Origin of the sequence: Paraburkholderia sediminicola (genome assembly GCF_046026895.1) — a bacterium.
In the GTDB taxonomy this organism is placed as follows: domain Bacteria; phylum Pseudomonadota; class Gammaproteobacteria; order Burkholderiales; family Burkholderiaceae; genus Paraburkholderia; species Paraburkholderia sediminicola_C.
Genome location: NZ_JAQQEU010000028.1, coordinates 20,145 through 46,777, shown reverse-complemented (window position 1 = coordinate 46,777; position 26,633 = coordinate 20,145). Strand labels below are relative to the sequence as shown.

Below are 26,633 nucleotides of genomic sequence, written 5' to 3'. Positions count from 1 at the left end.
CATGACAAAACTATCCATGGTGTCGGAAGCGATCATCCGGCACATCGAATCCGGGTCCCTGCGCGAAGGCGACCGTTTGCCCTCCGAGGGCGACCTCGCAGTGAGCCACGGCGTGAGCGTCGGGACGGTTCAGAAAGCGCTCATCCAGCTTGTGCATTCGGGACTCATCACCCGCGAGCAGGGTCGCGGCACCTTCGTGTCGGGCTCGCGCGTCGCGCCCGCCGACGTGCGCTACCTGCGTTTTCGCGACGCGGATGGCAACGACCTTCCCTCCTACGTTCACGCACGTTCGGTGAAGCGGCTCAAACGGAAGGGGGCATGGTCCGAGTTCCTCGGCGGCGACGGATTCGTGCGTATCGAGCGTGTCATCAGCGTGGGCGGACGGTTCGATCTCTACAGCGAGTTCTGGCTGCGTGAGGAGGATTTCGCCGAGCTTGGCGGAGTGGACCGCGCCGCGCTGGAAAAGAACCTGCGTGAACTCGTCGCCCAGCGGCTTTCGCTGCCGACGTTGCGGGTGGACCAGTGGATTCAGTTCGGCACGCTGCCAGCCGCGGCAGCGAAGGAACTGCGCCTCGACCCGAACGAGCCGGGATTCATCATGGAGTTGCGGGGCTACACGCTGCGCAACCGGCCGGTCTACTACCAGTCAATCTATTCAGGGCCGTTTTCCGACCGGCTCGTCATTACCCGAGAGAATGGACAATGAGTGTTCGCCTGCTCCCCGACGCCCTCGAAAACTGGACATCCAGGGTTTTTGAAATCTGTGGCGTCGCCCCCGCACAGGCCGCCGAAGCCGCATCGGTGCTCGTCCGCAGTGAACTTCGGGGCTACGGGACGCACGGCATGACGCGTCTGGCTTCCTACGTCGAGCGGCTTCAGTCGAACAGGTTTAACCCCCAGCCCGACTTGACGTACCGGTCATTTCCCGGCGGCATCGTGCTCAACGCGGACGGCGCGATGGGCCAGTTAGCCGGTCCTTACGCGGTTCGGCTCGGGCTCGACGCGCTGAAGACGAGCGCCTCCGTATTGATCGTGATCCAGGCGTGCGGTCATCTGGGCGCGCTGGGCATCCACACGCTGCTCGCCGCTGAAGGCGGCGCCTTCAGCATGATGGGCCAGCACACGCCGCCCGCGCTCGCGATGGACGGATTTCGCGGCGCGGCCATCGGACACAACCCGATCGCATTCGGCTGCCCGCGCCCTGGGCACGCGCCGATCGTTTTCGACGTAGCCTGCAGCGTCGCGGCACGTGGACACATACTGCTTGCCGCGCGCGATGGCGATCCTATTCCGGAAGGCTGGGCACTCGATGCCGAAGGCCAGCCGACGACCGACGCGCAGCGCGCACTCGGTGGCTTTCTGCTGCCGATGGGCGGCCACAAGGGTATCGGCATTGCGATGATGGTCGAATGTCTCGCCGGTGCATTGGCGGCGGCTGCCCCTGCGCCCCCGCCGCAGCGCCGCGATGCGATGCAAGCAGCGTTCCTGTGGCTGGTACGGCCCGATCAATACGCCCAATCTCCAGCATTTGGAAATTACATGGACGAATGGACGCAGACGTACCGTACGGCAGGCGGCGACGGCGCGCGACTGCCGGGCGAACGCGGCGACGCGCTGGAGCGGCAGGCCCGCGAGGAAGGCGTGGTATTGCCCGCGTCCATCAGGGACGAACTGCGCGCCCTCGGCGATCGCTTACGCGTGAGCTTTCCCGGATAGGGACCACGCACTCCGGCATTGTGGGTATCCAGCCCGACAATTTAGCCATCCTTAATACAAATACCGACGAGACACATTCATATGAACGCCCCTCTTACAGCAACGACCCGTAAGGCCATGGAAGTCGTCACGCTCGACGACAAATACACGCTGGAAACGGGGCGTGCCTTCATGAATGGCGTGCAGGCACTCGTGCGCCTGCCGCTCATGCAACGCGCGCGTGATGAGCACGCCGGGCACAAGACCGCCGCGTTCATCTCGGGCTACCGCGGCTCGCCCCTCGGCAGCTACGACCAGGCACTCTGGCAGGCGAAAAAACATCTGGCGGAACAGCATGTCGTTTTCAAGCCCGGCGTCAACGAAGAGCTCGGTGTCACGGCGTTGTGGGGATCGCAGCAACTGGAATTCGACGCGCCCAGCAAAAAATACGACGGCGTGTTCGGCATCTGGTATGGCAAAGGCCCGGGCGTCGACCGCAGTGCCGACGCGCTCAAGCATGCGAACCTCGCCGGCACCGCGCCACTCGGCGGCGTGATCGCGCTGGCGGGCGACGACCACGTGTCGAAAAGCAGCACGCTCGCGCATCAGAGTGACCACACCTTCATCGCCTGCGGCCTGCCGGTGTTTTTCCCTGCCAATGTGCAGGACATCCTGGACCTCGGCGTGCACGCGTTCGCGATGAGCCGCTACAGCGGTCTTTGGGCCGGCATGAAGACGGTTCAGGAAGTCGTCGAAGCAGCGTCTTCCGTACTGACGGACGCCCACCGTGTTCAGACAGTGCTCCCGGGCGAGTTCGCGATCCCCCAAGGTGGGTTGCATATCCGCTGGCCGGACGATCCGCTCGTGCAGGAAGCGCGCATGATGGAGTACAAGTGGCCTGCCGCGCTCGCCTACATCCGCGCAAACCGTTTGAACCACAACGTGATCGAAGGGCCCAATGACCGTTTCGGTATCGTGGCCAGCGGCAAGGCGTATGGCGATACGCGCCAGGCCCTGCTCGACCTCGGTCTGGACGAAGCGCAATGCCGCGCACTGGGCATCCGGTTGCACAAGATCAGCGTCGTCTGGCCGCTCGAACCCCTGAGCGTGCGCGAATTCGCGCGCGGTCTGCGCGAGATTCTCGTGGTCGAAGAAAAGCGACCGATCGTGGAGCAGCAGTTGAAGGACGAGCTCTATCATTACCCCGCCGATTCACGTCCGGTCGTTGTCGGCAAATACCATGAAGCCGGCGCCGACCATGCCGGCGGCGAATGGAGCCACCGGGCGCCGGGCGAGGACTGGCTGCTGCGCGCAAAAGCAGACCTCTCTCCGGCACTGATCGCGAAGGCGATCGCGGCGCGTCTGAAGCGGCTCGGCGTACCGGCGGACGTCGCGGCGCGCATGGATCGACGGCTCGCGGAAATCGAGGCCAGAGAGTGCGCAGTCAGTCTGCTCACGGGCGATTCCGAGCGGAAACCCTGGTTCTGCCCGGGCTGTCCGCACAACACCAGCACCCGCGTGCCGGAGGGATCGCAGGCCACCGCGGGTATCGGATGCCACGGCATGGCGACCTGGATGGACCGCTCCACCACTTCGTGGGCCCAGATGGGGGGCGAAGGTGTCGCGTGGATGGGGCAAGCGCCGTTCAGCCGCCGCACCCACATGTTTGCCAACATCGGCGACGGCACCTTCAACCATTCCGGCCTGCTTGCCATCCGGCAGTCGATCCATGCGGGCGTGAACATCACGTACAAGGTTCTGTTTAACAGCGCCGTCGCGATGACAGGCGGCCAGCCCGTAGACGGCCAGCTCGACGTGCCTGCCATGACCTGCGAGTTGACGGCCGAAGGCGCCAAACGCATCGTCGTGGTGACGGACGATCCGGCCAAATATGCCGCGGCGACCGGCTTCGCCACCGGGGTGACGGTACGGCATCGCGATGAACTCGACGCGGTCCAGCGTGAGCTGCGGGAAGTGCAAGGCGCCACGGTCATCATTTACGACCAGATGTGCGCCACGAAAAAGCGCCGCGAGCGCAAGCGCGGCACGATGCCCGAAGTCGACAAGCACGTGATCATCAACGAACTGGTGTGCGAAGGTTGCGGCGATTGCGGCGTAGAGAGCAACTGTGTCGCCATTCAGCCGCTCGAGACCGAATTCGGCCGCAAGCGGCAGATCAACCAGAACACGTGTAACAAGGATTTCTCATGCGTGAAGGGCTTCTGTCCCAGCTTCGTCACCGTCGAAGGCGGACGGCTGCGCAAGCCTGAAGCCGCGCGCAAGGTGACGCTCGCGGACATGCCGGCACTGCCGGAACCGGACCTGCCCGATGCCACCGTCGCACGCCGTATCGTGGTGGCAGGCGTGGGCGGGACCGGCATTGTCACGATCGGCCAGGTGCTTGGCATGGCGGCCCATCTCGAAGGCAAGAGCGTGATCACGCAGGACGCGACCGGCATGGCTCAGATGGGCGGCGCGACCTGGAGCCACATCCAGATTGCGGATCGGCAGGACGCCTTGCATGCCGCGCGGGTCGATGTGGCGATGGCTGACCTGGTGCTTGCCTGCGATACGGTCGTCGCTTCGCAAAAGTCCACGCTCGCGATGATGCAGCCTGGCCGGACCTTCGTCGTACTGAACAGCCACGTCACGTCGACCGCCGCGTTCGTGCGCAATCCCGACTGGAAGGCTCCCGGCGACGAGGCGATGGCGGCGATCGCCCGTAGCGTCGCGCACGGACAACTGGGTGTTTTCGATGCCGAACTGGCCGCGACGCAATTGCTCGGACAGTCCATCTACTCCAACCTGATGTTGCTCGGCTATGCGTGGCAGAAAGGCCGCGTGCCGCTGACGCGTGAATCGCTGATGCGCGCAATCGAGCTTAACGGTGTGCAGATCGACAACAACAAGGTGGCCTTCGAATGGGGGCGCCACTGCGCGCATGACCTCGCCAGCGTACCGGTACGCGGGGCGAATTCGCAGGTGATCCAGATCACGAAAACGCCGTCGCTCGACGAATTCATCAGCAAGCGGGCTGCATTTCTCGCGCAGTACCAGAACCCGTCATACGCCGCTCGCTATGAAGCGTTCGTGGACCAGGTGCGCGACTCGGAATCGCGGTACGGCAGCCGCCGCCTGACCGAGACGGTCGCACGCTACCTGTTCAAGCTGATGGCATACAAGGATGAATATGAAGTCGCGCGCCTGCATACCGACGCTGCGTTTACCGCAAGCGTAGGATCGATGTTCGAGGGCGACGTCCGTCTCGTGCACCACCTGGCCCCCCCGCTTTTCGCCAAACGCAACGCTCGCGGTGAAGCCATCAAGCGTCCGTTCGGGTCCTGGGTGCGGCCGGCCTTCCGTGGGCTTGCTGCATTGAAGATGCTGCGCGGCACCCCGTTCGATCCGTTCGGCCGTACCGAGGAACGCCGCACGGAACGTCGACTGATCGGTGAATACCGCGCGTGCGTCGAGGAAATTCTCAAACAACTCTCCCAGGACAATCTTGCCGCGGCGCTCGAGATTGCCAGTGTTCCGGAGGGAATTCGCGGATACGGTCACGTCAAGGCGCGCAATCTCGCGGCGGTGCGCGTTCGTTGGGATCAACTCATGGAGCAATGGCGCGATGCGGCGTCGGCCCCTCACAACCCGGCGCGTGACGTCGTCGCCCGGATGACCCCGTGACATAGCAACGTGTCCCGGTCCGGCAAAGCCGCTTCGCCAGCTCGAACGGCCCGGCACGACGAAGGAAATGAGCGGTCTCGCGCCACCACGCGAGCCGCACTCAGGTACTGCCGTACAGCTTTATCGAACCGATCCGCCAAAGAGCGGGCACACACTGGCGCAGCCAGACAATTCAGGAGATATTCATGCCCAATCAACGCAGCGCCTCTCATGCGCCAGTGCATCCCAGCGCTTCGGTCAGATCCGGATCGCGGCCACTTAGCAAATCGGGGGCTATCGCCGCGATCACGGTCGGCAGCGGACTGGAACTGTACGACTCCGTGGTGTACAACTTTTTCGCCACGCTGATCGGCCCAATGTATTTCCCCGTCACCGACCGGTTCGGCCAGCTATTGCTATCCTTCGCCGCATTCGGCATCGGTTACGTGATGCGGCCTATCGGCGGACTGGTTATCGGCGCTTACGCGGACCGGGTTGGGCGCAAGCCCGCTGTGATCCTTACGCTTTGGCTCATGGCCCTCAGCGCAGCCCTTCTCGTGTTGACGCCGACCTACGCTCAGATCGGCATCTTCGCGCCCATTCTGATGACGCTCGCCCGCCTGCTTCAGGGCTTTGCGATCGGCGGTGAAATGGGCCCCGCCAGCGCGATGCTGCTCGAGTACGCCGATGAGAAGTCGCGCGGCTTCTATACGAGCTTTCAACCGTTCAGTCAGGGACTCGCGGCGGTATTTGCCGCACTCGTTGCGCTGTCGTTGACCAACGTTCTGCCGCCCGCGTCGTTAGCCTCGTGGGGCTGGCGGATGGCATTCGTGATCGGTGTTCTCGTGATCCCGATCAGCGTGATGATCCGCAGCCGCCTCGACGAAACGCTGGTGCCGAAGAAGTGGGGAGACAGCGATGCCCACACCCATCGGCAGTTGATGAAAGAGCATTGGCGCGTGTTGCTCGCAAGCGTGCTGCTGATGATCGGTCTCGCGTCCGCGGTGCACGTCGTCGTGTTCTATCTTCCCAACTACGCCACGATCCAGTTGCACATTCCGCTGTCCCAGTCGATCTGGGCCGGTTTTGTCGGCTCGCTCGTGCTCACTTTTCTCTCGCCGCTAGCCGGCTGGCTCAGTGATCGCCGCGGTCGCCGTACTGTCGTCTGGTGGTCGCGCGTGGCGCTGCTCGTCATGATCTATCCGGCCTTCGTCTTTCTGAATAGCTACCCTACATTGCCCTGCCTGCTGGCAGTGAGTGCCTGTCTGGCCGTGCCCATGGCGATGACTTCGGCTTCCACCCTCGTGCTGGTAAGCGAAGTGCTGCCTCAGCGGCTGCGCGCCACGGGCCTGTCGGTCAGTTACTACGTCGCGGTGGTGGTCTTCGGCAGCTTTGCGCAGTTTTCCTCGACCGTGCTGATTCATTTGACGCACGACGCCAGTGCGCCCGCGTATTACGTGATCGGATGCGGTCTGCTGTCGTTAATCGGTCTGGCGATGGTGCCGGAGACCCTGGGTCGCCAGCTTAAATAGACTGTTTCATCCTTGGTGTTGGTTCGCAACGCCGCATGGCGGGAAGCTTCTGCGGCGCTGCGAGCCTGTGGCCTTCAGTTAAGGGCTATCCTTACCGGGGAAATGTTCCCGATTCGTTCACAGTACTCGCCGATGGCGCGATCGGACGAGAATTTCCCCGAGCGCGCAGTATTGAGGATCGACATGCGCGTCCAGTATCCCGGATCCTGCCAGGCGACGCTCACGCGCTCCTGGCACGCGACATAGTCGGCGTAGTCGGCCAGCACCAGAAACGGATCGCAGTTGCGCAGGTTCTCTACGAGCGGGCGGAACACCTCACGGTCGCCGCGTGAGAAGTATCCTTCTGCGATCAGTTCCAGCGCTTCGCGCAACTCCGCATTGCCTTGAACATGATCCTCAGGGCGGTAGCCCTCACGCTTGACACGCTCCACCTCGTCGGCAGACAGACCAAAGAGGAAAGAGTTTTCCTCGCCAACAGTGATACCCGGCGGCAAACCGGGCTGTGTGGCCGCCCGGCGCAAGGGACAATGCAGGCCGGATCGGCAGCGCCCCCAGTTCCGCTGGCTGCATACCTCCGCTGCACACTCGCTGGATTGCCTGGTAGGCCCGGCGCTTGCGCACTTCTTGCTCGCTCACTATGTGGCACGGTCGGGCAGGACGCCCGTCCGATGCCGCTCGAAAAACTGCGGTGCCTCTTCTACACCCGACGCGTTTCGCGGTGCGAGCGCCATCGGACTTACTTGAGGAACATGCAATGGAAACGAAGCATGGAGAAGAGAGTGCGCGCGAAGAACCTGACGATGAACAACCTCATCAAGGCAGTGCGTCCGACGGGCGGGATCGGCGTGGTCGGCGTGTTCGTGGCCGAAGATCCCAAAGCCGAGGATCAACTGGCGAAGCAGGGCCAGCTCGCACTCGACTTCGGGCAGCTATGGATGAAAGGCAGCATATTGCGACGGGCCAGGCGAACGTGAAGGCCTACAACCGGAAATTGCGGGACCTGATAGCGGCGGGCAAAGCGAGGCCGTCGCAAATCATCTCTCACGAGTTGCCGCTCGAGAAGGCGCCGGAAGGTTACCAGCACTTCGACGAACGCGAAGACGGCTGGACGAAGGTAGTTCTTAAGCCCGCCGCGTGAGTGGCTTTTTAGTGGCTTGTGCGGTTGGAGTTTCAGTGGTTGAGAGAAAGGCAGTCGTCGCACGGGGCTGGGCGGCGATTGCCGGGGCATCGGATCGCACCTGTCTTGATGCCGCGTACCGATGCGCTGGGCTGCGTTACCTGGCAGGGCGATATGCGCATGCATTTTTATCGGCTACGCCTCGTCGTTGCGACTGTAGATGAATGCAGATTGCGCGACGAAAGCGGCAATTGAAGACGACGGCCGGCCCGCGTGAATCTCCACTCATCGCCCCGCTCTGACATAACTTGCGAGGAACGTGCGCGTGCTACCGTCCGGAAAGTGGACTGCCACCTGGTCGCCGCTGGCGAGCGCGACCTCGCCTGCGCCAAAGCGCGGCACGCGAACCGCGTCGCCGGACGTCCAGATACGCCGCTTCGGTGCCTTTTCCCCTTTCAGTAAAGACGACTGCTCCGGCAATGCTTCCTGCGCGACGATCGCATCGTGCGTGACGTCGATTTGTGGAGGATTCACACAGTTATCGCAGACGCCGCAGCGCTCCATGGCCGGCGTGTCCCCGTAGTAGTCCAGAATCGCACGCCATCGGCACTGGCCAGTCTGCGCATAGTCGATCATCTGTTGCAGCGTTTCCCTGTCGTGCGCGCTCATCTGTTCGAATCGCGCGGCAGCTTTCGCGACGGTTTCGTGTGCGGTTTCCCGAGCGGCTTCACGCACGCGAACGCGATATCGGCGCTGCCGGTTGCGGCACGCCACGCGTGCGTCCACCAGCATGTTCAAGGCGACTTCCAGCTTGCCTACACCGACATCCGGCAATGCGTCCTTCAGTTCGGCGAGCGAGACGGCTTTCGTGTCGGCAGTGCGTGCGGTCAACACGTCGTAGACGCGTTGGGCGAGCTCGGCGCTCGGATAGCGGCCAGCGAGAAAAAACTGCTGCACCCGGCGGTCATTCAGATCGAATAGCAGAATGCAATCGGCCGGCTCTCCGTCACGCCCTGCCCTGCCTGTTTCCTGATAGTAAGCGTCGAGACTGCCGGGCATCTGGTAATGGATGACGAAGCGGATATCGGCTTTGTCGATGCCCATACCGAATGCGTTGGTCGCGATCATCAGCCGTGTTGCGCCCGACATGAACTGCTCCTGTGCCTTTTCGCGCGCCGCCGCTGACAGACGGCCGTGATAGCGTGACACCGATTCGCCCGCCTCGTTCAGCCAGCCATGGATGCGCTCCACATCGCGAACGGTAGCCGCGTAGACGATGCCCGAACCCAATAGCGATGCAAGCAGTGTCGACAGTTGCTCGCGCTTGGCGGCCATGGTGCGCGCGGCCCCATCCTTGCCACCCGCGGCCCCGACCTGAACCACGCGATACCGGAGATTCTCGCGCAAGGTGCCGGTGCGAACCACGCGCGGATCGCGCAAGCCGAGTGAGCGGATAATGTCGTCCAGCACTTTCGCTGTTGCCGTCGCGGTCAACGCCAGCACAGGAGGCTGACCAAGCGCCTTCACCGTGCCGGCGATTTCGAGGAACGCGGGGCGGAAATCGTGGCCCCAATGGGACACGCAATGCGCTTCATCGACGACCACCAGCCCCACGCGTTGCTCGGGTCGCGCGCGGAGAATGTCGATGAACGCCGGTTGCGCCAGGCGCTCGGGCGTCACAAAAACGATCCCACTCTGCCCGTCGGAGATTCGGTTCAGTGCTTCCCGTTCCGCGCGACTGCGCAAGGTGCTATTGACGAGCGTGCAGTCTATCCCTGCTGCAAGCAGCTTATCGGCCTGGTCCTTCATCAGCGCGATCAGCGGCGACACGACCAACGTCGTGCCCTCCAGATGCAGTGCCGGCAATTGATAACAGAGAGATTTGCCCGCGCCAGTCGGCATCGTGGCGAGCGTGTCGCGCCGCTCCAGCACGCTGCGGATGATGTCTTCCTGGCCGGGACGCAGTCCGTCGATGCCGAACATATCGCGCATTGTTTTGCGCATGCTGCGCAGGCGTTCGTCAAGTGTCATATTGCAATCTTCAATTAGCAACCGTCGAGCTGGCGCCTAGGCAGCGTCTAAACGCCAGCACGCCGAAAATAACTCGTCTTCCCATTGTCTACGGCGGGGGGGCGGGTGAACGTGGCCTGCGGTTCGGCAGACCGTTGAACGAAACGACATTCCCGAACTGTCTACGATCGATACCTGCCCCTCGGTGGCAAGCATCGGTTGCGCCATGGCAAGCGGACTTGACATGCCGACGCGGTGCGACGCCGCGAAGCCGGTAGACGCCATGTCGAACATCTCGGCGAACGTCTGAAACAAGCTTCCGAAGTGCTCGTGCATGACCCCGAAAAGCCCGTCTCGTGTCTGAACCGCAATATCTTCCACATGCCGCCAGTATGCGGAGGTCTTTTTAATTGCGGCCGGGTATCGCTGCGACTGGAGATCGATTATCTCGCTAAGAGATCCGGACGCGAGTGCCGCGGCGGCGAAGGCCTGCTGCTCGGACAACGATGTTCTCACGGTCTGGATATTCAATTCGAAGACTCTCTGGATGCCGGTAAAGATCTCCACAGTACAGTCGAATGCTGCCTCGATGACCGCATCGAGATGGGGCGGGGAGAGCTGGTTCAGGGTCTCAACGTACATAAGGACTCCGTTGTGATCAGAAGAGGCGCGCGTGGCGCCGTAATACGACATGGTGGGCACGACTGCCGCCGACATAGGGGTGCCGGCGGCGTCCGTTGCTGCTGGCGCTTTTACTTCGACACTGCTGTGGGCTGCCCGGCTCCCAGATCGGCACCGGTGACGGGGTCCGTCTCAGTTGCGGAAGCGGTCCGCGATGCCATCGCACTCAACACTTCGACTTCTTTTTCAGAAACCTGAACGCTGGCGAGGCCATCGCCGCCATCGACCGCCGGTTCCGGCTGCTCGACGAACTCCCACCCGGGTCCGTCATTCCACGGACCACGCGGTGCATCGTCGCCATCGGACATGTTGTAGTACACGTTGGTGAACTCTGGAACGCCCGGCAATTTGCCTTGCGGAAAATTAGGCTGGATCGAGTGCAAGGCCTTCTCGAACGACTTCTGGTGGGCAATCTCGCGGGTCATCAGAAATCCCAGAGCTTCCTTGATGCCTGGATCATCCGTCACATTGATCAACCGTTCGTAGACGATCTTCGCACGCGCTTCCGCGGCGATGTTCGATCGCAGGTCCGCAGTCGGCTCGCCTATCGTGTCGATATAGGCGGCCGTCCAGGGCACCCCCGCCGAGTTGGTCAGCGCCGGCCCGCCACCATAAAGGAGTGCCGTGGTGTGCGAGTCGTTGCCGCCCCCCGTGAGCGAACGGTAGAGCTCCGCTTCCTGCTCGACGCCTTCTGCAAGCTGGCCCTTTCCGCCCTTGTTGAGCATCGCAACGATCGAACCGATGATCTCCAGATGGCTGAGTTCTTCTGTCGCAATGTCGAACAGCATGTCGCGCCGGCCCGGGTCTTCCTCGCCTACCGCCTGAGTGAAGTAACGACACGCTGCGGCCAGTTCACCCTGCGGGCCGCCGAACTGTTCGAGGAGCAGATTGGCGAGACCAGGATTGGACGCGGCTACGCGGACCGTGTATTGAAGTCGCTTGTTGTGCACAAACATCGTATTTCTCCAGAAAACGATTGTGGGTTCCGTTGACGTTCGTCCCGCCGTGAGCAGCGGAAGGCACGTCGGACAGAGGACACTTGATTGGAAAACGGGTTATGCGGGCGAGGACGAGCGCATGTGCGGAATGTCGCCGACCCATGTCTCAGAGCGAATACTCTGGCGTGATGTGCGCGCAGGAACGCAACGAGATATACCTGCGCCTGGGACTGCGCATGCGTCGTGCCCGGAAGATGGGTTGTAGCGGATGCCACCTAGGCTTGCGAATTGTCCGCTTCGCTGTTCTATCGTTTCTGCTCGCATCAAGATCTCCTTCGCCGCCGATCTCCGATCGCGAAACTGGGGGCCGCACGCGGGCCGAGGGACCCTTTCTCTTTGCGCGATGCGCGGCGTTAGGAGTCAATGGCCGACTGCTGCAGGGATTCATCTCGACGCGCGCCCTCGGCTGCCTTGCCGTCAGCAGCGTTCGCATCCATTCCCCAACAATATTCCGATTCCCCAGCCTTGCGTGGATTTAACCGGCCGTCCCCAAGCCGAACCGTTCCTGAGTGCCGTGGCATACGCGTTGCTCGACTTCCGTCCCGTACAACCTCTCAAGGAGTCCATCATGGTTCAGCGCAAAACAGTCGATGATCTCTTCGTTCATATGCTGTCGGACATTTACAGCGCCGAGAAGCAACTCACCAAGGCGCTGGCGAAGCTCTCACGTGCCGCGTCCAATCCGCAATTGAGCGACGCGTTCAAGACACATCTGGAGGAGACACAGGGACAGGTTGAGCGGATCGACCAAGTGGTTGAAAGTTGCGGCATCCGCCTGAAACGGATGAAGTGCGTTGCCATGGAAGGCCTGATCGAGGAAGGTCAGGAACTGATCGATGAAATCGAAAAAGGCCCCGTGCTGGACGCTGGCCTGGTAGCCGCGGCCCAGAAGGTCGAGCACTATGAGATAGCGGCGTATGGCAGTCTGTGCGCTATTGGCAAGCAACTGGGATTCGCCGAGGGCGTCAAACTGCTCAAGGCGACGCTTGAAGAGGAGAAGGCGACCGATCTCAAGCTTTCCGAATTTGCGGAAAAAGCCGGTAACGCACAGGCAGCAGCAGCCTGACGGGGCGCTGGCTCGCGCGCTCATTGGCCGCGCGAGCCTCACGCGCTCTCGACGACCTGACCACCCGACGACACCGCCTCCAGGTTGCGAACGTGGCGCCGCGTCCCGGTCTTGCGCCCGCTTCTGTCAACCGAGGCGACTTCGACGAGTGGCTGCCACCTCTTCACGGCGATTTTCGGCTGGACCAGCAGACGCGCTGCATCGAGCGTTCCACGCCCGCGCGTTGTCCCGCTCGCATCAGCAGGCTCATCCTCGCGCCTACGGCTTGCCTCCACTGAGCCAAGCCCTGCTGCGGGAACGATTCTCGCTCGTCACGCCCGGGGACTCGATATCTGTTGATCCGGTTGACGATTCGCCCCATGTCGTCATCCATGGAAGCCCGCGGAGATCCGACGTGAGCACAGCTGACCGTGAAGCCGTTCTTATTCATCAACAGGCCGTCCTGGCAAGGTTCGGTGAACTGGCGCTTCGCTCAGACAATCTTGACGAAATATTGTCCGAGGCCTGCCGGCTGGTCGGCGAGGCGTTGGGAACCGACATGGCGAAGGTCATGGAATTGCAGGACGACGAGACGACCCTGCTAGTGCGCGCCGGCGTAGGATGGCCCCCCGGAGTCGTGGGACGGGCGACGGCCAAAGCGGAATCCGGCTCATCCGAAGGCTATGCGCTGGAATCTGGCGAGCCGGCCATATCCCGCGACATCGCCACGGAAAAGCGCTTTCGCTACCCTCAGTTCATCGTCGATGCGGGCGTGAAGGCGCTGGTCAATGTCGTCATTCTCGGTGGAAAAGGCCGGCGCCCCTATGGAATCCTTCAGGTGGACAGTCTCGAGCCGCGAGATTTTTCGCGTCCAGATACCGAGTTTCTGCGCTCATATGCCAACCTGCTTGCCGCCGCTGTCGAACGGCTGCGCATCGCCGCAGAAACGCGGCGGCACGCCACCTCGCTGCGCGAGAGCGAGGAACGCTACCGCACGCTTGCCACGCAGATTCCGCAACTGGTATTCACTTCAAGCAGTTCGGGAGAGCGCACCTGGGGCAGTCCGCAATGGGTTGCCTATAGCGGCATTTCCGAAGAAAGCAGTTTAGGGCTGGGGTGGCTCGACGCGGTCCATCCGGATGACCGGCACGCAGCGATGGCGGCCTGGGCAGCGTGCGAGGCCACCGGCGAATTCGCCGTCGAGCACCGGATTCGCCGGGCTGCTGACCAAGCCTACCGCTGGTTCCAGAGCCGCGCCACGCCGGTGCGGGCCGACGGCCGAATCGTCGGCTGGCTCGGCACGTCTACCGATGTGGAGGATCAGGCGCGCGTTCGCGAAGCACTGGAACGCAGCGGCGAGGAACTCGAGGCGCGCGTGTCGGCGCGCACGGCGGAGTTGCAGGCGGCGCTCGACACGCTACACCGCGAAAGCCGCGAGCGCTCGCGCGCGGAGGAACGCCTGCGTCATAGCGAAAAGCTGAAGGCGATCGGCCAGCTCACTGGTGGCATCGCTCACGATTTCAACAACATGCTACAGGCGATCATCGGTTGTCTGAGCATGATCCGCGTGCGCATGCAGCAGGGACGCCCGACCGAGGTCGTCGGCCTCGTGGAGCGCGCCGAGCGGGGCGCCCTGCGCGCGGCGGCGCTGACGCACAGGCTGCTGGCGTTCGGGCGCCAGCAGACGCTCGAGCCGCGGCTCGTGAGTCTGGACACGATCGCATGCGATATGGAGGACATGATCCGCCGCGCCGTCGGCGCAACCATCAATGTGGAACTGAAGCTCGCGGACGGCAAATGGCTGGCCATGTGCGATCCGAATCAGATGGAAAGTGCCCTGCTGAATCTGTGTGTCAATGCGCGCGACGCCATGCCGGATGGCGGCTGGCTCACCATCAGCACGACCGACGTCATACTGGCCGAAGCGGAACTCTCCTCCTTCGAGGATGCGCAGCCCGGACGTTACTGTTGCATCGCTGTGTCCGATACAGGCGTTGGCATGTCGCAGGAGGTACTCGACAAGGCCTTCGAACCGTTTTTTACGACCAAGCCGGCAGGGCGAGGCGCCGGTCTCGGTCTGAGTCAGATCTACGGCTTTGTCAGGCAGTCTGGCGGCATCGTGCAGGTGGACACTGCGCCGGGTAAAGGCACGACGGTGCGCCTGTGCATGCCGGCGCCCGCTGAACGGGACGATCATACGGCGAACGGCCGCGATACCGGCAAAACCATCATGCTGGTCGAGGACGAGGAGATTGTGAGGGAAGTGACGGCCGAGCAGTTACGCGAACAGGGATATCGCGTGCTCGAAGCCGACAGCGGCCCGGCCGCCTTGCGCCTCCTTCATGCAGGTGCTCGTTTCGATCTGCTGATCAGCGATGTCGCGCTGCCTGGCGGCATGAACGGCCGCGAAGTCGCCGAGGCGATCAAGGCCCGCTATGCCGATCTTCCTGTCATCCTGGTGACGGGCTACGCGCCGGGCGATGCGCTGGCTGACATGGAGGTCATTCGCAAACCCTTTCGGCCGGAAGTGCTCGCGGAGCACGTGCGTGCCAAGTTCGAAGACTGACGAGCAATGTGCGCTTATGAAGACTCGTTCATCGTCGCTTCGACGTCAGAGGGACAGCGCGCATAGCGGCGTTCGCCGGGCACTGCGCCGTTTTCGCCGGTTCGGCATACAGGCATTTCCCTTGCTCGCAGAATAGCGTCGTACGCCACAGCGTCTAAAGGAGAACAAGATGATGCAAGAGCCTTCAGATCCAGTCGAGCGCGCCGATCAGCGGCGGCAATCCACGCAGGACCGCGACGTGAAACTCAGGCCGGATGGCACCGTGGAGCAACGCGAGCACGGGAGCATGGACGCGTCCATGCTCCCGAAGGGCAAGGACCACCCGGACGAAGGCCCCTACGTTCCCGAGCACGACCATGTCGATCCGGACCTCGAACCGCAAACCGGCAAGCAGCCGCAAGTAAAAAAGGACCTCTCGGCCTAGGCTGCGCGACGCGGCAGCGCCGCGCAGCTCGTCGACTGGAAGCGCAATTGCAGCGAGCCGGTGGGAGAAACAGCATGGAATATCTGCCCCGTAAAACGGGTCTGCAGTCGAACCGACCTAAGGTTGTGGCCGTAGTAAAAGACGCCGTCGACCGATTTTCTTCCGACCGGTGCGCAATGATGGGCGCAAGCATCGGTTTCTATTCCGCGTTTTCACTGGCTCCGACCTTGTTGCTGGTCCTCGCGATAGCAGGCTGGTTCTTCGGCAAGGAGGCCGCGCAGGGCCAGTTCTTCGCTCAGATCAGGCAGCTACTCGGCAATGACGCCGCCAGTGCGATGCAGGCTGTCGTCGAACACGCACATCGTTCCAGTGGCAGTGGCATCGCTGCGGCGGTTTCGGTCGTACTGCTTCTGGTCGGCGCGTCGGCAACGTTCTCGTCTCTGAATACGGCGCTCGACGTGGTCTTCGCGGCGAAATCACCAAAAGGACTGGCTGGACTGGCCCTGCTGGTTCGCGCGCGACTCGTCTCGCTCGGCCTGCTCATGGGCCTGAGCTTTCTGCTGGTGGTTTCCCTCGTCCTCGACGCCGCCATACAGAGCGCGGGGCGCGCCGTTTTCGGTAGTTCGACGCTGACCGTCATTGCTGACATCGTGCAGTCTATCGTTGGCCTGATCGTACTTGCTTTTGGACTTGGCGCGCTGATCAAATGGCTACCCGATACGCGAGTCGACTTCCGTCCCGCGCTGATCGGCGGGACTGTCGCAGCGTTGCTGTTTACGGTGGGACGAAACCTGTTCGGCTTATACCTGGCGCACGCTGGAACTGCGGGAGCGTTCGGCGCGGCAGGCTCGCTCGCGGTCCTGATGATGTGGCTATATTTTTGCGCTATCGTTTTTCTTTACGGCGCGGAGGTCGCCTCTTCACTTTGTCAGAAGTCACAAGAAGGCGATGCAGCGCCCGCCAGGAAGCGCCAGAGCGCGGCGCGCTGAACGCGTGGAGACACTGCTGGCGAATGGGAGCCTTTACGCACTTGGGTTGGCGATGTCGAAGCTCGGAAAGCGCGCCACATGTTCATAGACTTCCGCTCAGCCCTTAATACCCGCGCCGGCTTTTCAGCGGAAGCTTCTGCAAGACAAGTTGCGGAGCTTGACCGGACTGTCACCCGTCAGCCCCCGCTTGAACGCGCCCTGCTGATTTCACCAGAGCTTCGCGATTTTGCCGCTCCTTCGTGGTTGAAATACCGAGTGCCCTGTCACGACTTTCCACCATACTGCGTCGAGTTGGCCGTCCTGGGTGAAGCCCATCATCAATTGCGGGATTTCAGGCGGAAGCGCCGATCTCTATCGGTCTGTCACGTATGCCGGGTCTTGCCGTAAGTGTTGACGAGACAGAGCCGCTTTCCCGCCAACGCGACGCGTGTTGCTGTCACTGCCGCGCCATGGGCTACGAGCGGCGTTGTGCGCTGGAATAGCGCTTGCACGCACTCCTTCACCGATACGACAGGGCGCTGCGCGTATGGCCACTCCTCATACGAACCGGTCAGCAGGGGACGCCCGAACAGGACCTGGTCGACTCGCCACGCGACGCATATGCTATGGAGAAGGCAACCGTACGCTTGTTGAGGGCGCAAGCGTCCGGCGTTGAGCATGACCGGAAACTGCGTACGAGGATCGAGCGGCGCCTCGGGAAACACTTTCGCGGCAGCACTGCTCGACTGCCCGCGTCGGCTATTACGACAGCAAGGCGTCGCTGATGAAGGACATGACGGGGCGCGCGGCGGGTTTTGCTCAGGCGGTCGGCGGCGCATCGCCGCAGCCGCAGCCCGCTTGGCGCACAACCGCACACGCACATACTCTGTTCTCTGAACTGCGATGACTGTAGACAAGCGATACTTACCTTACCTTTTGCGTGTTGTTGCGCGCCTCGGTATATGCGCGCTGACGGCGTGTGCTACGACTGCCTGCTCGACGTCGGGGCGGCAAGACGTGGGCGGCATACTTACCCCCGCTTCCTCCTGCAGCGCAGCGGGCCATTTTTGTGACACCTTCTTCGGACCATAGGGCGGGTAGTGTTCAAAAACGCGCTCGGGTCCCAGCATGACCAGGAGGGCCGTCGCCAGCGCACGAGGCAATGGCGAATAACTTTTCCCTCATCGCCGGAGTGCGAGCCAGGCCACATCCTCCATCGGCCTTGCAAACCAGTCGTTGCAATTTTCGCGTGTATGAGTCGTAATTCCGTCAGGGTGCGACCGTCTTGCACCGCTCAAGGACTCCTCTGCCGACCGGGCCGTCCTGCGCTGAAACGACTCACCGGCGCGCTACAAGGATGGTTTCCACGCGAGTCGGCCATGTGGGTAGGGCAATCCGTGAGCCCTTTGAGGACAGCACGGAATGAAAAACCTGAAGCGCGGCATGCGAGCGTGCGAGTGGGTGATCTGGACAGTAGCGCTGCTTCTTTCGCTCCGCGCATGACGCACGACCGCTGCGGACGCGGGCGGGTCAAACGGCCAAGCAATCAGCCTCCTACCCGCCGCGAAACACTCGAGTGTCGGCCGACATCGGGGAGGACGAAGCCTGCGGGATCGAGGTCAGCCATACGCGCCACGACGGATATGTGCGAGCCGCGCTGTCATCAGCCTTAGCGATTCGCGCGCGCGGCCGCGGCGGCTGAGGCGCTGCAACTCGCGCAGCAAAACCGTCGCTGGGAATGGTTTTTTGAGGAAACGAACATGGGGTAGGCGCGGCCGCCGACGTGTTTCGGCCGTGAGAATCACCGGAATCGACGCGAACGATGGGTCCGCGCGCAACGCGCGGATCAGATCGACGCCATCCATCACGGGCAGCTTGCAGTCCGTCACGACAACGTCGGGTGAGCTTTCACGGATGAAACGCAGCGCGTCGACACCGTTGTGAGCGGTGCGCACAAGATGCCCTTCGGCCGCGATGAACAATCCAAGCGAACCCAGCCAACCGTCATTCGCGTCGACCAGCAGGACGGAAGCCATACCTGTTTCCTTTCGCCGCCTACACGGCGCACGAATCAGCAAGGGGCATCGCCCATTCGTGGCATGTCGCCATCTAGAAGCGGCGAGGCGTCATCATGACTTTATGCAAGATGTTTTGTTCGTCACATCGCGACATTCAGAACGATCGCGTCGCTCGACCGGCATGGCCGCAGGGCCGCAGCGGTTGCCAGTCGTTCGCGCCACCGGGTGTGCGCCGCGAAATTTAGCGTCGCGGGTTTGCGCTCGCCGCCGCGAGGCCGGTTGCGACTTTGCGAGCCATCAGGGCGGCCATGTCCAACGCGTCGCCGCGTGGAACGCTGCCGCATGTTCCCCTTTGCTCCAGAATCAGCCGGTGATCCCCCGTTTGCTCGGCGACCTGTACGATCCATTGATAGCCACCTTCCGAATCGGGCCTGACTTCAGAACTTATGACGACGCCCGCGATCGCTATGGTAACGACGCGCATGGGTGAGTCCTCCAGCCGTTTGTCTCGAACTAAGTCCGCGCATGTGCCGTGCCCGGCCGTGGACAGGCACCTGCTGTTGTCGCGCATGTGTACCGGGGCGTTCAGGAGGTACGGCGGACCACAGCTATGCTGCAACGGAAGGCGGGCTGCGCGAAGAAATGCCGCGACCGCTTGTCGTGGCCCGGGAAGGAACTACCAGGGCCGAAGCCGGCAACCGGATGATGCGATGCCCCGCCCTGTGCGGACGATTTCCAGGCAAGCTCCGTGCTGTCCCAGAATGGAACTCACAGCGGATCTGTCATGCCCCGCCGGTTACCGCACCAGTTGGCAATCAGCCTCGCTAGGAAAAGGCGAAACGATGCGATGGGACGGCCACATCGCTACGCGCGGGGACTGCTGCGCAGATAGGTGCAAATGACACTTAACGAGAGACGACAATGAACCCGACCTTCTATACGCGAATCCTGACGGGCGCCATCGTGGCGTTTGCCATAGCCATTTCCGCCGGTTGCAAGCCCGGTGACAAAGCAGGGGGTGCAGCGAATGCAGATTCGGCTGCCAGCAGTTCCCCTGCCCCCGCCAGCCGATGAATTTCAGCATGCCCCGAGGCGTGCGCGGTGAAGACGAACCGCCGCCTGCAGCGTACTGAGCGCTTTGCTGGCTCTCCGGCGCGCGGGCGCCAGCGGATGTCGCACGCGCGGCGGCACCCTGGCGTCAGGTAACCCGTTCCCCACCCGAACCACGTCTTCGTGCCGACCGCGGGCGCCTCTTGCTACGCTGTCTTGCACAAGACGATCCCGCATGTGATCGACATCGGCCTGTTCGTTGGATGGCGGCATTCGACGACCATGCGTGCCATGCGTGGCGGTTATTGCTGCCCCGCGCCGCCCGACGCGCCGAATACCTGGCCGGTCACGTAACTTGCCTGCGTCGATGCTAGCTGCACATACAGCGGCGCGATCTCCGCCGGCTGCCCCGGCCTTCCCATCGGTACCTGCTCGCCGAAGTGCGTGAGGTTCTCCATGGTCTGCCCGCCACTGACCTGCAATGCGGTCCAGAATGGCCCCGGCGCGACCGCGTTGACCCGGATGCCTCGCTTGACCATCTGTTTGGCGAGGCCCTTCGTGAAGTTTGCGATGCCTGCCTTGGTCAGCGCGTAGTCAAGCAGGTTCGCCGACGGATCGTATGCATTGACCGAGGCCGTGTTGATAATCGCTGCGCCCGGCGGCATGTGCGGGATGGCTGCCTTGGTGATCCAGAACATCGCGTATAGATTGGTGCGCAACGTCCAGTCGAAATCTTCCGTACTGATGTCGAGGATCGAGTCGTGACTGTGCTGGCGTCCGGCATTGTTGACCAGGATGTCGAGGCCGCCCATCTGCTGCACCGCGTTCGCTACCAATGCCTCGCAAATCTCTCGCTGCGGATATCGCCCGGCAACGCCACCGCTTTACGGCCCGCCGCGCGAATGATCAGCACGACTTCCCTCGCGTCCGGCTCTTCCGCCGGCAAATAGACGATCGCGACGTCGGCGCCTTCGCGCGCGAACGCGATGACCGCCGCCCGGCCGATGCCGGAATCGCCGCCGGTGATCAGCGCGTGCCGGCCAGTCAGGCGGCCGGTGCCGACATAGCCGGCTTCGCCGTGGTCCGGGCGCGGTGTCATGCGTCCCGCGAGGCCAGGCCATGGCTGTTGCTGAGGCGGAAACGGCGGATGAGGATGCAGGTCGCGCGGGTCAGCCAGGCCAGCCGCGCCGGCCGTTCCGGTCGCTTCGGATCCGCTAGCTTGTCCGAATGCATGAGCGGCCACGCTTGTCATGAGTCCCGCTGCGGCTCCTTGCATCAACCTGCGGCGCGCTGTCGAAGGGGTGTTGTCGGATGGCATACGAAGCTCCCGGCAAAGGAAGGCCCGCAGCACAGCCACGGGAAAATCACCAACGAGCAAGCGGGATACCAGGTGGCGAAACCGTGCATGGCTTCGCAAAAGCGAACGCGTGCCTCGCGCCGGTCATTGCCAGGAGGTTCCGGACCGTTGCGCGTTGCTGCATGACCTCCGTCACGCTCCCCCGCGTTCGCGAGCCGACTACTGTGCGACGCCCTTTTTGGCCGCGAGATCTTGCGCCATTTTGTAATGCTCCTTGATCGTCGGGAGCGCCTTTTGCGCCGCTTTCTTCAGGTCCCCGTTCTGTCCGTCCGATATCTCTTTCTCGAACGCTGCGATGGCCGACTGGTGGCCTTCAAGGCCCACCTTCTTTATGTAAGCCTGATCGAATTCCTTCCCTTTCAACGGCTTCAGTGCGTCAAGAACGCTGGTGTCCGAATTGTCTTTCGGCACCTCGACACCATGCGGCGCCGCCATCTTCAACTGCACGGTCAGCTTGGTATGGTCCAACATCATGTGATGAGCAAACGACTTGACATCCTTGTCGCTGGAATTGCTGGACGCGAGTTTCGCTGCGTCGATTTCGGTCGACGACGACATGCTGGCCGCCTGGACGAAATCCCTGTCCAGCTGAGGCAAGGGGTTCGCCGCCGTGGTGGATGCGGCTTGGGTCTGCGCGTTGACCACGGGTGAAAGCAGCCACAAAGAAGCACATGCGGCTGCAGCGACTGTTATTCGTTTCATGCGTGACCTCTCCAGGAGCGATTGAGTAGGTTATGACGGGCGAACGTTCGTTGCGTCTACTGGGCGGCAGCAACCAGCATGCCGGGTCTAAGCGCAGGCTTCATTCACGCAGAATGCGCACAGCTGAATGCCGGGTCTAACGAGGTCCACCGTTGCTTTTCACGGTAACGATGGCGAGATCCGCGAGAACCTGATCAAGGTAATGCGGCCTTCGCAGTCCGCTCGACAACGTCGATCAAGAGCGCCGGTCTGGTGAGTGCGGAGATCTTCACTGTCCCGGTTGCAATGAAGATCAACCCCTGCCAATTTTTGAGCATGGCGTGGTGGCGTACGCACGCAACTGGACCGCCAGATGGGTCCGGTTCTTGCGCAGGGCTTTTTGCACACGGCTTTGCGGACGGGCCGGTCAACGCCGCGCGCACATGGCTAGTGCTTTTTTCCACACCGACGCACTTTGCGGTACGGGTGCGATCGCACTTACTCGAAGAGCAGACCATGGAAACGAGCAACGGAGAAGCAACAGTACGAGAGGCTTCGGGCAATGTGCAGCAGGCCGCACAGGACCTGCTCGGCAATGCCGTTACTCAAGTCGGTGAGCAGGCGCAGCAGCTGCGTGGGCAAGCACGGCAGCTCTACGCTGATTTCACGGATGTCGTCCAGCAAGCTACGGCAGAGCGGCCGTTTGCGGCGCTCGCGATTGCTGCAGCGGTGGGCTTCGTCCTTGGGGCGTTGCGTTCGGCGAATCGGTCGCGGCCGGACTAGGAGCGAGACGACACGAACTGGCAGCCGCAAGCCTATGCACCCTTGACCGTCATCGATTCGAAGCGGTCCAGGCGCCCAGCGCCGGACAGACGGCGGCTTTCATCTACGTATGGCGGAACCGTTTCCTCGCGAGGTCATCAGAATGAAATGGCACGGACGCCTCCTCGTGATTTCACCGCATCTTGACGACGCGGTGCTCAGTTGTGGCGTGTTGCTCGCAGCGCACCCCGCGCCCTTCGTGTGTACGGTATTCACGGCCGCACCCGACAAAAATATGACCACCGACTGGGATCGGCAGTCCGGGTTTGCAGACGCATTCGAAGCCATGCAAGCGCGCAAGGCGGAGGACGTTCACGCTTTAGACTTATTGGGTGCCTTTCCGATCCACTTGCCGTTTTGTGACGCGCAATACAAGGTCCCGTCTATGGAAGATTCTCTCGTTGCAGCGATCCAGCAAACGCTCCGGGATGTCAAACCCTCGTCCGTCATGATGCCAATGGGCCTCTTTCATTCCGATCACACCATGGTAGCGAACGCATGCATGAAACTAATGCACCGGTTCGGGCATGTCCGAATGCATGCTTATGAAGACGTGCCCTATCGAACGATGCCCGACATCGTACCGAACCGGTTGCGAACGATCGAAGAACTCGGCTTCGCCGCGCAGCCCTTTGACGTGGTCGGCGTCGCGGCAAACGCGCGCCATCGTCAATTGAAACGGGCGGCGATCAATGCCTATCAGAGCCAGTTGCGCGCATTTGGCCCGGACGGACAAGCCGGACTCTATTCATCCGAGCGCTACTGGCGCCTTCGCGAAACCGACGCACAGAGCAACGCCCGTACACGGCCCCAAAGCCACAACGCTTTCTGGACACCGTCACCGAATCGTTAGAAGACATTGAACCGCATGGAAACACAGCCGCTCGCCCGACGCATCTCCGTTGTCGTGCTGACATACAACCGCGCCGACGAATTGATTGCAACCCTCCAACGCCTGCTTGCCCTGCCGGAACACCCGCCAATCTTTGTGGTCGATAACGCGTCTGACGACTGTACGGTTGCACTGGTTAGAGCGCTGTTTCCGATCGTATGCATTATCCAATGCAAACACAATCTCGGAGCCGCCGGCCGAAATCACGCTGCCGCCCTCGTCGATACGGACTATGTCGCCTTCTGCGACGATGACACCTGGTGGGAGGCCGGCTCACTCGAACGCGCGGTGCAACTACTCGATGCATGGCCGAATGTCGGCGTGCTGAGCGCGCGTGTCCTGGTAGGAGAAGACAGGGTGACGGACCCGACCTGCGCAGTCATGGGCGCCAGCCCGCTCGGCAGCGATGGGCTGCCGGATCCGGCGTTGATCGGCTATATGGCGGGAGCGTGCGTGTTTCGCACGTCGTTGTTCCGTGGCGTTGGGCTATGAGACACGGTTGTTCATCGGTGGCGAAGAAGAACTGGTGGCGCTCGACGTGCTCGCCACCGGGCAGGCGATCGTCTACTGTGATCAGTTGACAGTCCATCATCATCCGTCGCCCGTACGCGACAGCAGTCTGCGACGGCGCACGCTCGCGCGCAACGCCGCCTGGATCGCGTGGCTGCGTCTGCCGTGGCATGAAGCCTGGCGCGCGTCGTTTCGCGCGCTGGACCTGCTCGCGCGGGAAGGCAGCTTCGCTCGCGACAGCGTCGAGCTCCTACGCGGGCTCGTGTGGACGCTGCAGCGCCGCCGCGTCGTCCCGCCGCGGGTACTCAATCTGCGGCGGCGCGTGCACGCCGCTGAGCAGCAGGTCACCGCAACGGTGGCGACCACCGGCGGGAAAACAGCGTCCGTCGAAGTCGACGTGCGTACCTGAAAAACGCTACATGCACCGTGCCAAGGCCGCATGCCACATGCAGGTCCGAGTCGCGGCGTACAACCTGGCGCTTCGCATGTCGCCGCGCAGCTGCTGTCGCCACGCCGACGATTTCGGCAATCAACCTCCGGTAGAAACGGGTTTTCCCAACAGCGTCTGGAACCCCGCCGCCTCCGCAGTCTTGCGGTCTTCCGCATCGGTGTAGCCGGTCAACGCTACAGCCGGCAAACGCGACTGCAAAGGTATTTCCCGCTCGGCCTCTAGCGCTCGCAGTCGGCGCAACACGTCGTCGCCATCTTCATCGGCAAGCACGATGTCGCACAACAACACGTGCGGCCATTGGCTCATATCTGCTCGCGCGAGCGACTCCAACGCCTCGCCTCCCGAAGACGTCGACGATCAGGAGGAGGCGCGAGATGCGCTTGAGGCCGTCTTGAGCTCGAACGGTGCGCGTTTGCAGGCTCGCGTCTTCGGTAAAAGAAGCCCTACATATTGCGTGTTTCGCGTTTATCCGCCAACCGGGCGCGCCGGACTGATCGCGGTACTGAAGGGCCGGTCTGCGCGAAGTTACATTCGCGATTGTAGAAACAGGGAACGCCACAGCGCTTCCCGGCACGAAACGGGGCGCGCTACACCGCTTCAATCAGTTAGGCAATGCGTCGCGCTGTCCGCAACGCCTTTCTCATGCGGTTTGGCACACCGCATGCTGCGGCCCGCGGTAAGCCGCGACCGCGCAGATTCGCACCACCTGCCCGGGATGCCGACCACCATCCACGTCCGCCAATCAATGCATGCCGGGAAGGTATCTCATGAAAATCGCTCTCATCAGTGAACACGCTTCGCCGCTCGCAGTTGCTGGTGGAGTCGATAGCGGTGGACAAAACATCTACGTCGCAAACGTTGCGCGCCAGCTGCTCGAAGCCGGCCATCAGGTCGACGTGTTCACGCGGCGCGACCGCGCTCTGCTGCCGCTCGTTTCCGACATGGACGGCGTGCGCGTGATCCATGTGCCTGCCGGTCCGCCGATGCAACTGCCGAAGGAACAGCTGCTGCCGTTCATGGATGAGTTCGCAGCATTCCTCATCGAATTCTTTCGCTGCGAATGTGCGCGGTACGACGTGATGCACGCGAACTTCTTTATGTCCGGTCTCGCCGCATTGAAGGTGAAGGCGGCACTCGGCATTCCGCTCGTCACCACCTTTCATGCGCTCGGCCGGGTACGCCGGATTCATCAGGGCGCGAACGACGGCTTTCCGGACGAACGCTTCGTAATCGAAGACAATCTGGTCGCGCTGTCGGACGTGATCGTCGCCGAGTGCCCGCAGGACAAAGCCGACCTGATCGAGCACTACCGCGCCGACCCCGCGCGTATCCAGATCGTCCCTTGCGGTTTCGACGCCGACGAGTTCAGGCCGATCAATCGGGCCGTCGCGCGCGAAGCGCTCGGCTGGCAGCGGGACGAATTCATCGTGCTGCAACTTGGCCGGCTCGTGCAACGCAAAGGGATCGACAACGTGGTGCGCGGCGTGGGCGTTCTGAAGCAGGCTTTGCACGCGTCCGCGAGATTGTATGTAGTGGGCGGCAACTCCGACGCGCCGAACGAACTCGCCACACCAGAAATCGCGCGCTTGCGCAGCATCGCCAGCGAGTGTGGCGTGGCGGGACAAACGACGTTCGTCGGGCGGCGCGGCCGTGCGCAATTGCGCTACTTCTACAGCGCCGCCAATGTGTTCGTGACCACGCCGTGGTACGAGCCTTTCGGCATCACGCCGGTCGAGGCGATGGCATGCGGCACGCCGGTGATCGGCGCGGACGTGGGCGGCATTCGATATTCCGTGGTCGATGGCGTGACCGGCTTTCTGGTGCCGCCGCGCGATCCGGCCGCGCTCGCCGCGCGCCTGGATCGGTTGCGGCGCGCCCCCGAGCAGGCGCGCCGGATGGGCGAAGCGGGTCTCGCTCGCGCGCACGCGGAATTCACGTGGCGCGGTGTGGGCGAATTGCTCGCGCAGATCTATGCGCGGGTGGCGCGGGCGCCATACGTGGCGCCGACGGAAACCGTCGACGAGCGGGGGGAAATGCCGAGGCGCGCCACGGCCGGAGCGTCGTTCAGGTAACGCTGCGTCCCCCCGCAAAGACAGACACCGCGAGATGCCGCTGCAGCGTCACCACCTCGGCATCCACTTACGTTTTTCGCC

The 26,633-nt window shown here is 62.6% G+C and carries 17 protein-coding genes and 4 pseudogenes; 13 read left to right on the top strand and 8 right to left on the bottom strand.

Annotated elements, in window-relative coordinates; translation table 11 throughout:
- Window position 1 precedes the first annotated feature (1 nt).
- The 4 genes from PQR02_RS20360 to PQR02_RS20345 all read left to right on the top strand — a co-directional run bounded on the left by PQR02_RS20360 (window position 2) and on the right by PQR02_RS20345 (window position 6,890).
- Entirely contained in the window at window positions 2-706 is a 705-nt protein-coding gene (locus PQR02_RS20360; RefSeq protein ID WP_408234818.1) for a GntR family transcriptional regulator, read from the top strand.
- Window positions 703-1,716 (top strand): Ldh family oxidoreductase, encoded by a 1,014-nt coding sequence (locus tag PQR02_RS20355; RefSeq protein ID WP_408234815.1) that lies wholly within the window; start codon window positions 703-705, stop codon window positions 1,714-1,716. The genes PQR02_RS20360 and PQR02_RS20355 overlap by 4 nt, the downstream gene beginning before the upstream one ends.
- An 81-nt stretch (window positions 1,717-1,797) precedes the next feature.
- Window positions 1,798-5,379, top strand: a complete 3,582-nt coding sequence (locus PQR02_RS20350; protein WP_408234812.1) for an indolepyruvate ferredoxin oxidoreductase family protein — start codon at window positions 1,798-1,800, stop codon at window positions 5,377-5,379.
- Window positions 5,380-5,564: 185 nt separating this feature from the next.
- A complete protein-coding gene (locus PQR02_RS20345; protein WP_408234809.1) occupies window positions 5,565-6,890 on the top strand; it encodes an MFS transporter in 1,326 nt (441 codons plus the stop codon).
- A gap of 74 nt (window positions 6,891-6,964) precedes the next feature.
- Here PQR02_RS20345 and PQR02_RS20340 read toward each other — a convergent pair.
- Window positions 6,965-7,366 (bottom strand): annotated as a pseudogene (locus PQR02_RS20340) (glycogen/starch/alpha-glucan phosphorylase); the annotation flags it as partial.
- A gap of 321 nt (window positions 7,367-7,687) precedes the next feature.
- On the opposite strand from PQR02_RS20340, the pseudogene PQR02_RS20335 reads away from it, so the two are divergent.
- Window positions 7,688-8,028 (top strand): annotated as a pseudogene (locus PQR02_RS20335) (aldehyde dehydrogenase); the annotation flags it as partial.
- Window positions 8,029-8,292: 264 nt separating this feature from the next.
- Here the strand turns inward: PQR02_RS20335 and PQR02_RS20330 are convergent.
- From PQR02_RS20330 to PQR02_RS20320, 3 genes are all read right to left on the bottom strand, one after another.
- Window positions 8,293-10,038, bottom strand: a complete 1,746-nt coding sequence (locus PQR02_RS20330) for a RecQ family ATP-dependent DNA helicase (RefSeq protein ID WP_408234806.1) — start codon at window positions 10,036-10,038, stop codon at window positions 8,293-8,295.
- Window positions 10,039-10,074: 36 nt separating this feature from the next.
- Window positions 10,075-10,659 carry a phasin family protein gene (locus tag PQR02_RS20325; protein ID WP_408234803.1) on the bottom strand — a complete coding sequence of 195 codons (585 nt, stop codon included), beginning with the start codon at window positions 10,657-10,659 and terminating at the stop codon, window positions 10,075-10,077.
- A gap of 110 nt (window positions 10,660-10,769) precedes the next feature.
- Entirely contained in the window at window positions 10,770-11,654 is an 885-nt protein-coding gene (locus tag PQR02_RS20320) for a manganese catalase family protein (RefSeq protein WP_408234800.1), read from the bottom strand.
- Between the two features lie 610 nt (window positions 11,655-12,264).
- Here PQR02_RS20320 and PQR02_RS20315 point away from each other — a divergent pair.
- From PQR02_RS20315 to PQR02_RS20300, 4 genes are all read left to right on the top strand, one after another.
- On the top strand, window positions 12,265-12,762 hold the full coding sequence (locus PQR02_RS20315; protein ID WP_408234797.1) for a YciE/YciF ferroxidase family protein: 498 nt from the start codon (window positions 12,265-12,267) through the stop codon (window positions 12,760-12,762).
- A gap of 223 nt (window positions 12,763-12,985) precedes the next feature.
- Entirely contained in the window at window positions 12,986-15,307 is a 2,322-nt protein-coding gene (locus tag PQR02_RS20310) for a response regulator (RefSeq protein WP_408234794.1), read from the top strand.
- A gap of 172 nt (window positions 15,308-15,479) precedes the next feature.
- Complete coding sequence (locus PQR02_RS20305) at window positions 15,480-15,731, top strand: hypothetical protein (RefSeq protein WP_408234791.1); 252 nt, start codon at window positions 15,480-15,482, stop codon at window positions 15,729-15,731.
- Window positions 15,732-15,805: 74 nt separating this feature from the next.
- Window positions 15,806-16,720 (top strand): YihY/virulence factor BrkB family protein, encoded by a 915-nt coding sequence (locus PQR02_RS20300; protein ID WP_408234788.1) that lies wholly within the window; start codon window positions 15,806-15,808, stop codon window positions 16,718-16,720.
- A 1,598-nt stretch (window positions 16,721-18,318) separates the two neighbouring features.
- Here PQR02_RS20300 and PQR02_RS20295 read toward each other — a convergent pair.
- The 3 genes and pseudogenes from PQR02_RS20295 to PQR02_RS20285 form a co-directional block, all read right to left on the bottom strand.
- Window positions 18,319-18,735, bottom strand: coding sequence for a response regulator (locus PQR02_RS20295; protein WP_408234785.1), 417 nt, complete (start codon window positions 18,733-18,735; stop codon window positions 18,319-18,321).
- 1,334 nt (window positions 18,736-20,069) lie between these two features.
- Window positions 20,070-21,085, bottom strand: a pseudogene (locus PQR02_RS20290) (SDR family oxidoreductase).
- Between the two features lie 198 nt (window positions 21,086-21,283).
- On the bottom strand, window positions 21,284-21,826 hold the full coding sequence (locus tag PQR02_RS20285; RefSeq protein ID WP_408234782.1) for a DUF4142 domain-containing protein: 543 nt from the start codon (window positions 21,824-21,826) through the stop codon (window positions 21,284-21,286).
- Between the two features lie 495 nt (window positions 21,827-22,321).
- On the opposite strand from PQR02_RS20285, the gene PQR02_RS20280 reads away from it, so the two are divergent.
- From PQR02_RS20280 to PQR02_RS20270, 3 genes and pseudogenes are all read left to right on the top strand, one after another.
- A complete protein-coding gene (locus tag PQR02_RS20280; protein WP_408234779.1) occupies window positions 22,322-22,588 on the top strand; it encodes a CsbD family protein in 267 nt (88 codons plus the stop codon).
- Between the two features lie 142 nt (window positions 22,589-22,730).
- Window positions 22,731-23,480, top strand: coding sequence for a PIG-L deacetylase family protein (locus PQR02_RS20275; RefSeq protein ID WP_408234776.1), 750 nt, complete (start codon window positions 22,731-22,733; stop codon window positions 23,478-23,480).
- Window positions 23,481-23,495: 15 nt separating this feature from the next.
- Window positions 23,496-24,438 (top strand): annotated as a pseudogene (locus tag PQR02_RS20270) (glycosyltransferase family 2 protein).
- Window positions 24,439-24,558: 120 nt separating this feature from the next.
- Here PQR02_RS20270 and PQR02_RS20265 read toward each other — a convergent pair.
- Window positions 24,559-24,810, bottom strand: coding sequence for a response regulator (locus tag PQR02_RS20265; RefSeq protein ID WP_408234772.1), 252 nt, complete (start codon window positions 24,808-24,810; stop codon window positions 24,559-24,561).
- 437 nt (window positions 24,811-25,247) lie between these two features.
- On the opposite strand from PQR02_RS20265, the gene PQR02_RS20260 reads away from it, so the two are divergent.
- A complete protein-coding gene (locus PQR02_RS20260) occupies window positions 25,248-26,552 on the top strand; it encodes a glycosyltransferase family 4 protein (protein ID WP_408234769.1) in 1,305 nt (434 codons plus the stop codon).
- Window positions 26,553-26,633 lie beyond the last annotated feature (81 nt).

What these genes read in the sequence shown, in the direction of transcription:
- PQR02_RS20360 (WP_408234818.1), top strand. Translation starts at nt 2, where the DNA reads ATGACAAAACTATCCATGGTGTCGGAAGCGATCATCCGGCACATCGAA.
- PQR02_RS20355 (WP_408234815.1), top strand. Translation starts at nt 703, where the DNA reads ATGAGTGTTCGCCTGCTCCCCGACGCCCTCGAAAACTGGACATCCAGG.
- PQR02_RS20350 (WP_408234812.1), top strand. Translation starts at nt 1,798, where the DNA reads ATGAACGCCCCTCTTACAGCAACGACCCGTAAGGCCATGGAAGTCGTC.
- PQR02_RS20345 (WP_408234809.1), top strand. Translation starts at nt 5,565, where the DNA reads ATGCCCAATCAACGCAGCGCCTCTCATGCGCCAGTGCATCCCAGCGCT.
- PQR02_RS20330 (WP_408234806.1), bottom strand. Translation starts at nt 10,038, where the DNA reads ATGACACTTGACGAACGCCTGCGCAGCATGCGCAAAACAATGCGCGAT.
- PQR02_RS20325 (WP_408234803.1), bottom strand. Translation starts at nt 10,659, where the DNA reads ATGTACGTTGAGACCCTGAACCAGCTCTCCCCGCCCCATCTCGATGCG.
- PQR02_RS20320 (WP_408234800.1), bottom strand. Translation starts at nt 11,654, where the DNA reads ATGTTTGTGCACAACAAGCGACTTCAATACACGGTCCGCGTAGCCGCG.
- PQR02_RS20315 (WP_408234797.1), top strand. Translation starts at nt 12,265, where the DNA reads ATGGTTCAGCGCAAAACAGTCGATGATCTCTTCGTTCATATGCTGTCG.
- PQR02_RS20305 (WP_408234791.1), top strand. Translation starts at nt 15,480, where the DNA reads ATGCAAGAGCCTTCAGATCCAGTCGAGCGCGCCGATCAGCGGCGGCAA.
- PQR02_RS20300 (WP_408234788.1), top strand. Translation starts at nt 15,806, where the DNA reads ATGGAATATCTGCCCCGTAAAACGGGTCTGCAGTCGAACCGACCTAAG.
- PQR02_RS20295 (WP_408234785.1), bottom strand. Translation starts at nt 18,735, where the DNA reads ATGGCTTCCGTCCTGCTGGTCGACGCGAATGACGGTTGGCTGGGTTCG.
- PQR02_RS20285 (WP_408234782.1), bottom strand. Translation starts at nt 21,826, where the DNA reads ATGAAACGAATAACAGTCGCTGCAGCCGCATGTGCTTCTTTGTGGCTG.
- PQR02_RS20280 (WP_408234779.1), top strand. Translation starts at nt 22,322, where the DNA reads ATGGAAACGAGCAACGGAGAAGCAACAGTACGAGAGGCTTCGGGCAAT.
- PQR02_RS20275 (WP_408234776.1), top strand. Translation starts at nt 22,731, where the DNA reads ATGAAATGGCACGGACGCCTCCTCGTGATTTCACCGCATCTTGACGAC.
- PQR02_RS20260 (WP_408234769.1), top strand. Translation starts at nt 25,248, where the DNA reads ATGAAAATCGCTCTCATCAGTGAACACGCTTCGCCGCTCGCAGTTGCT.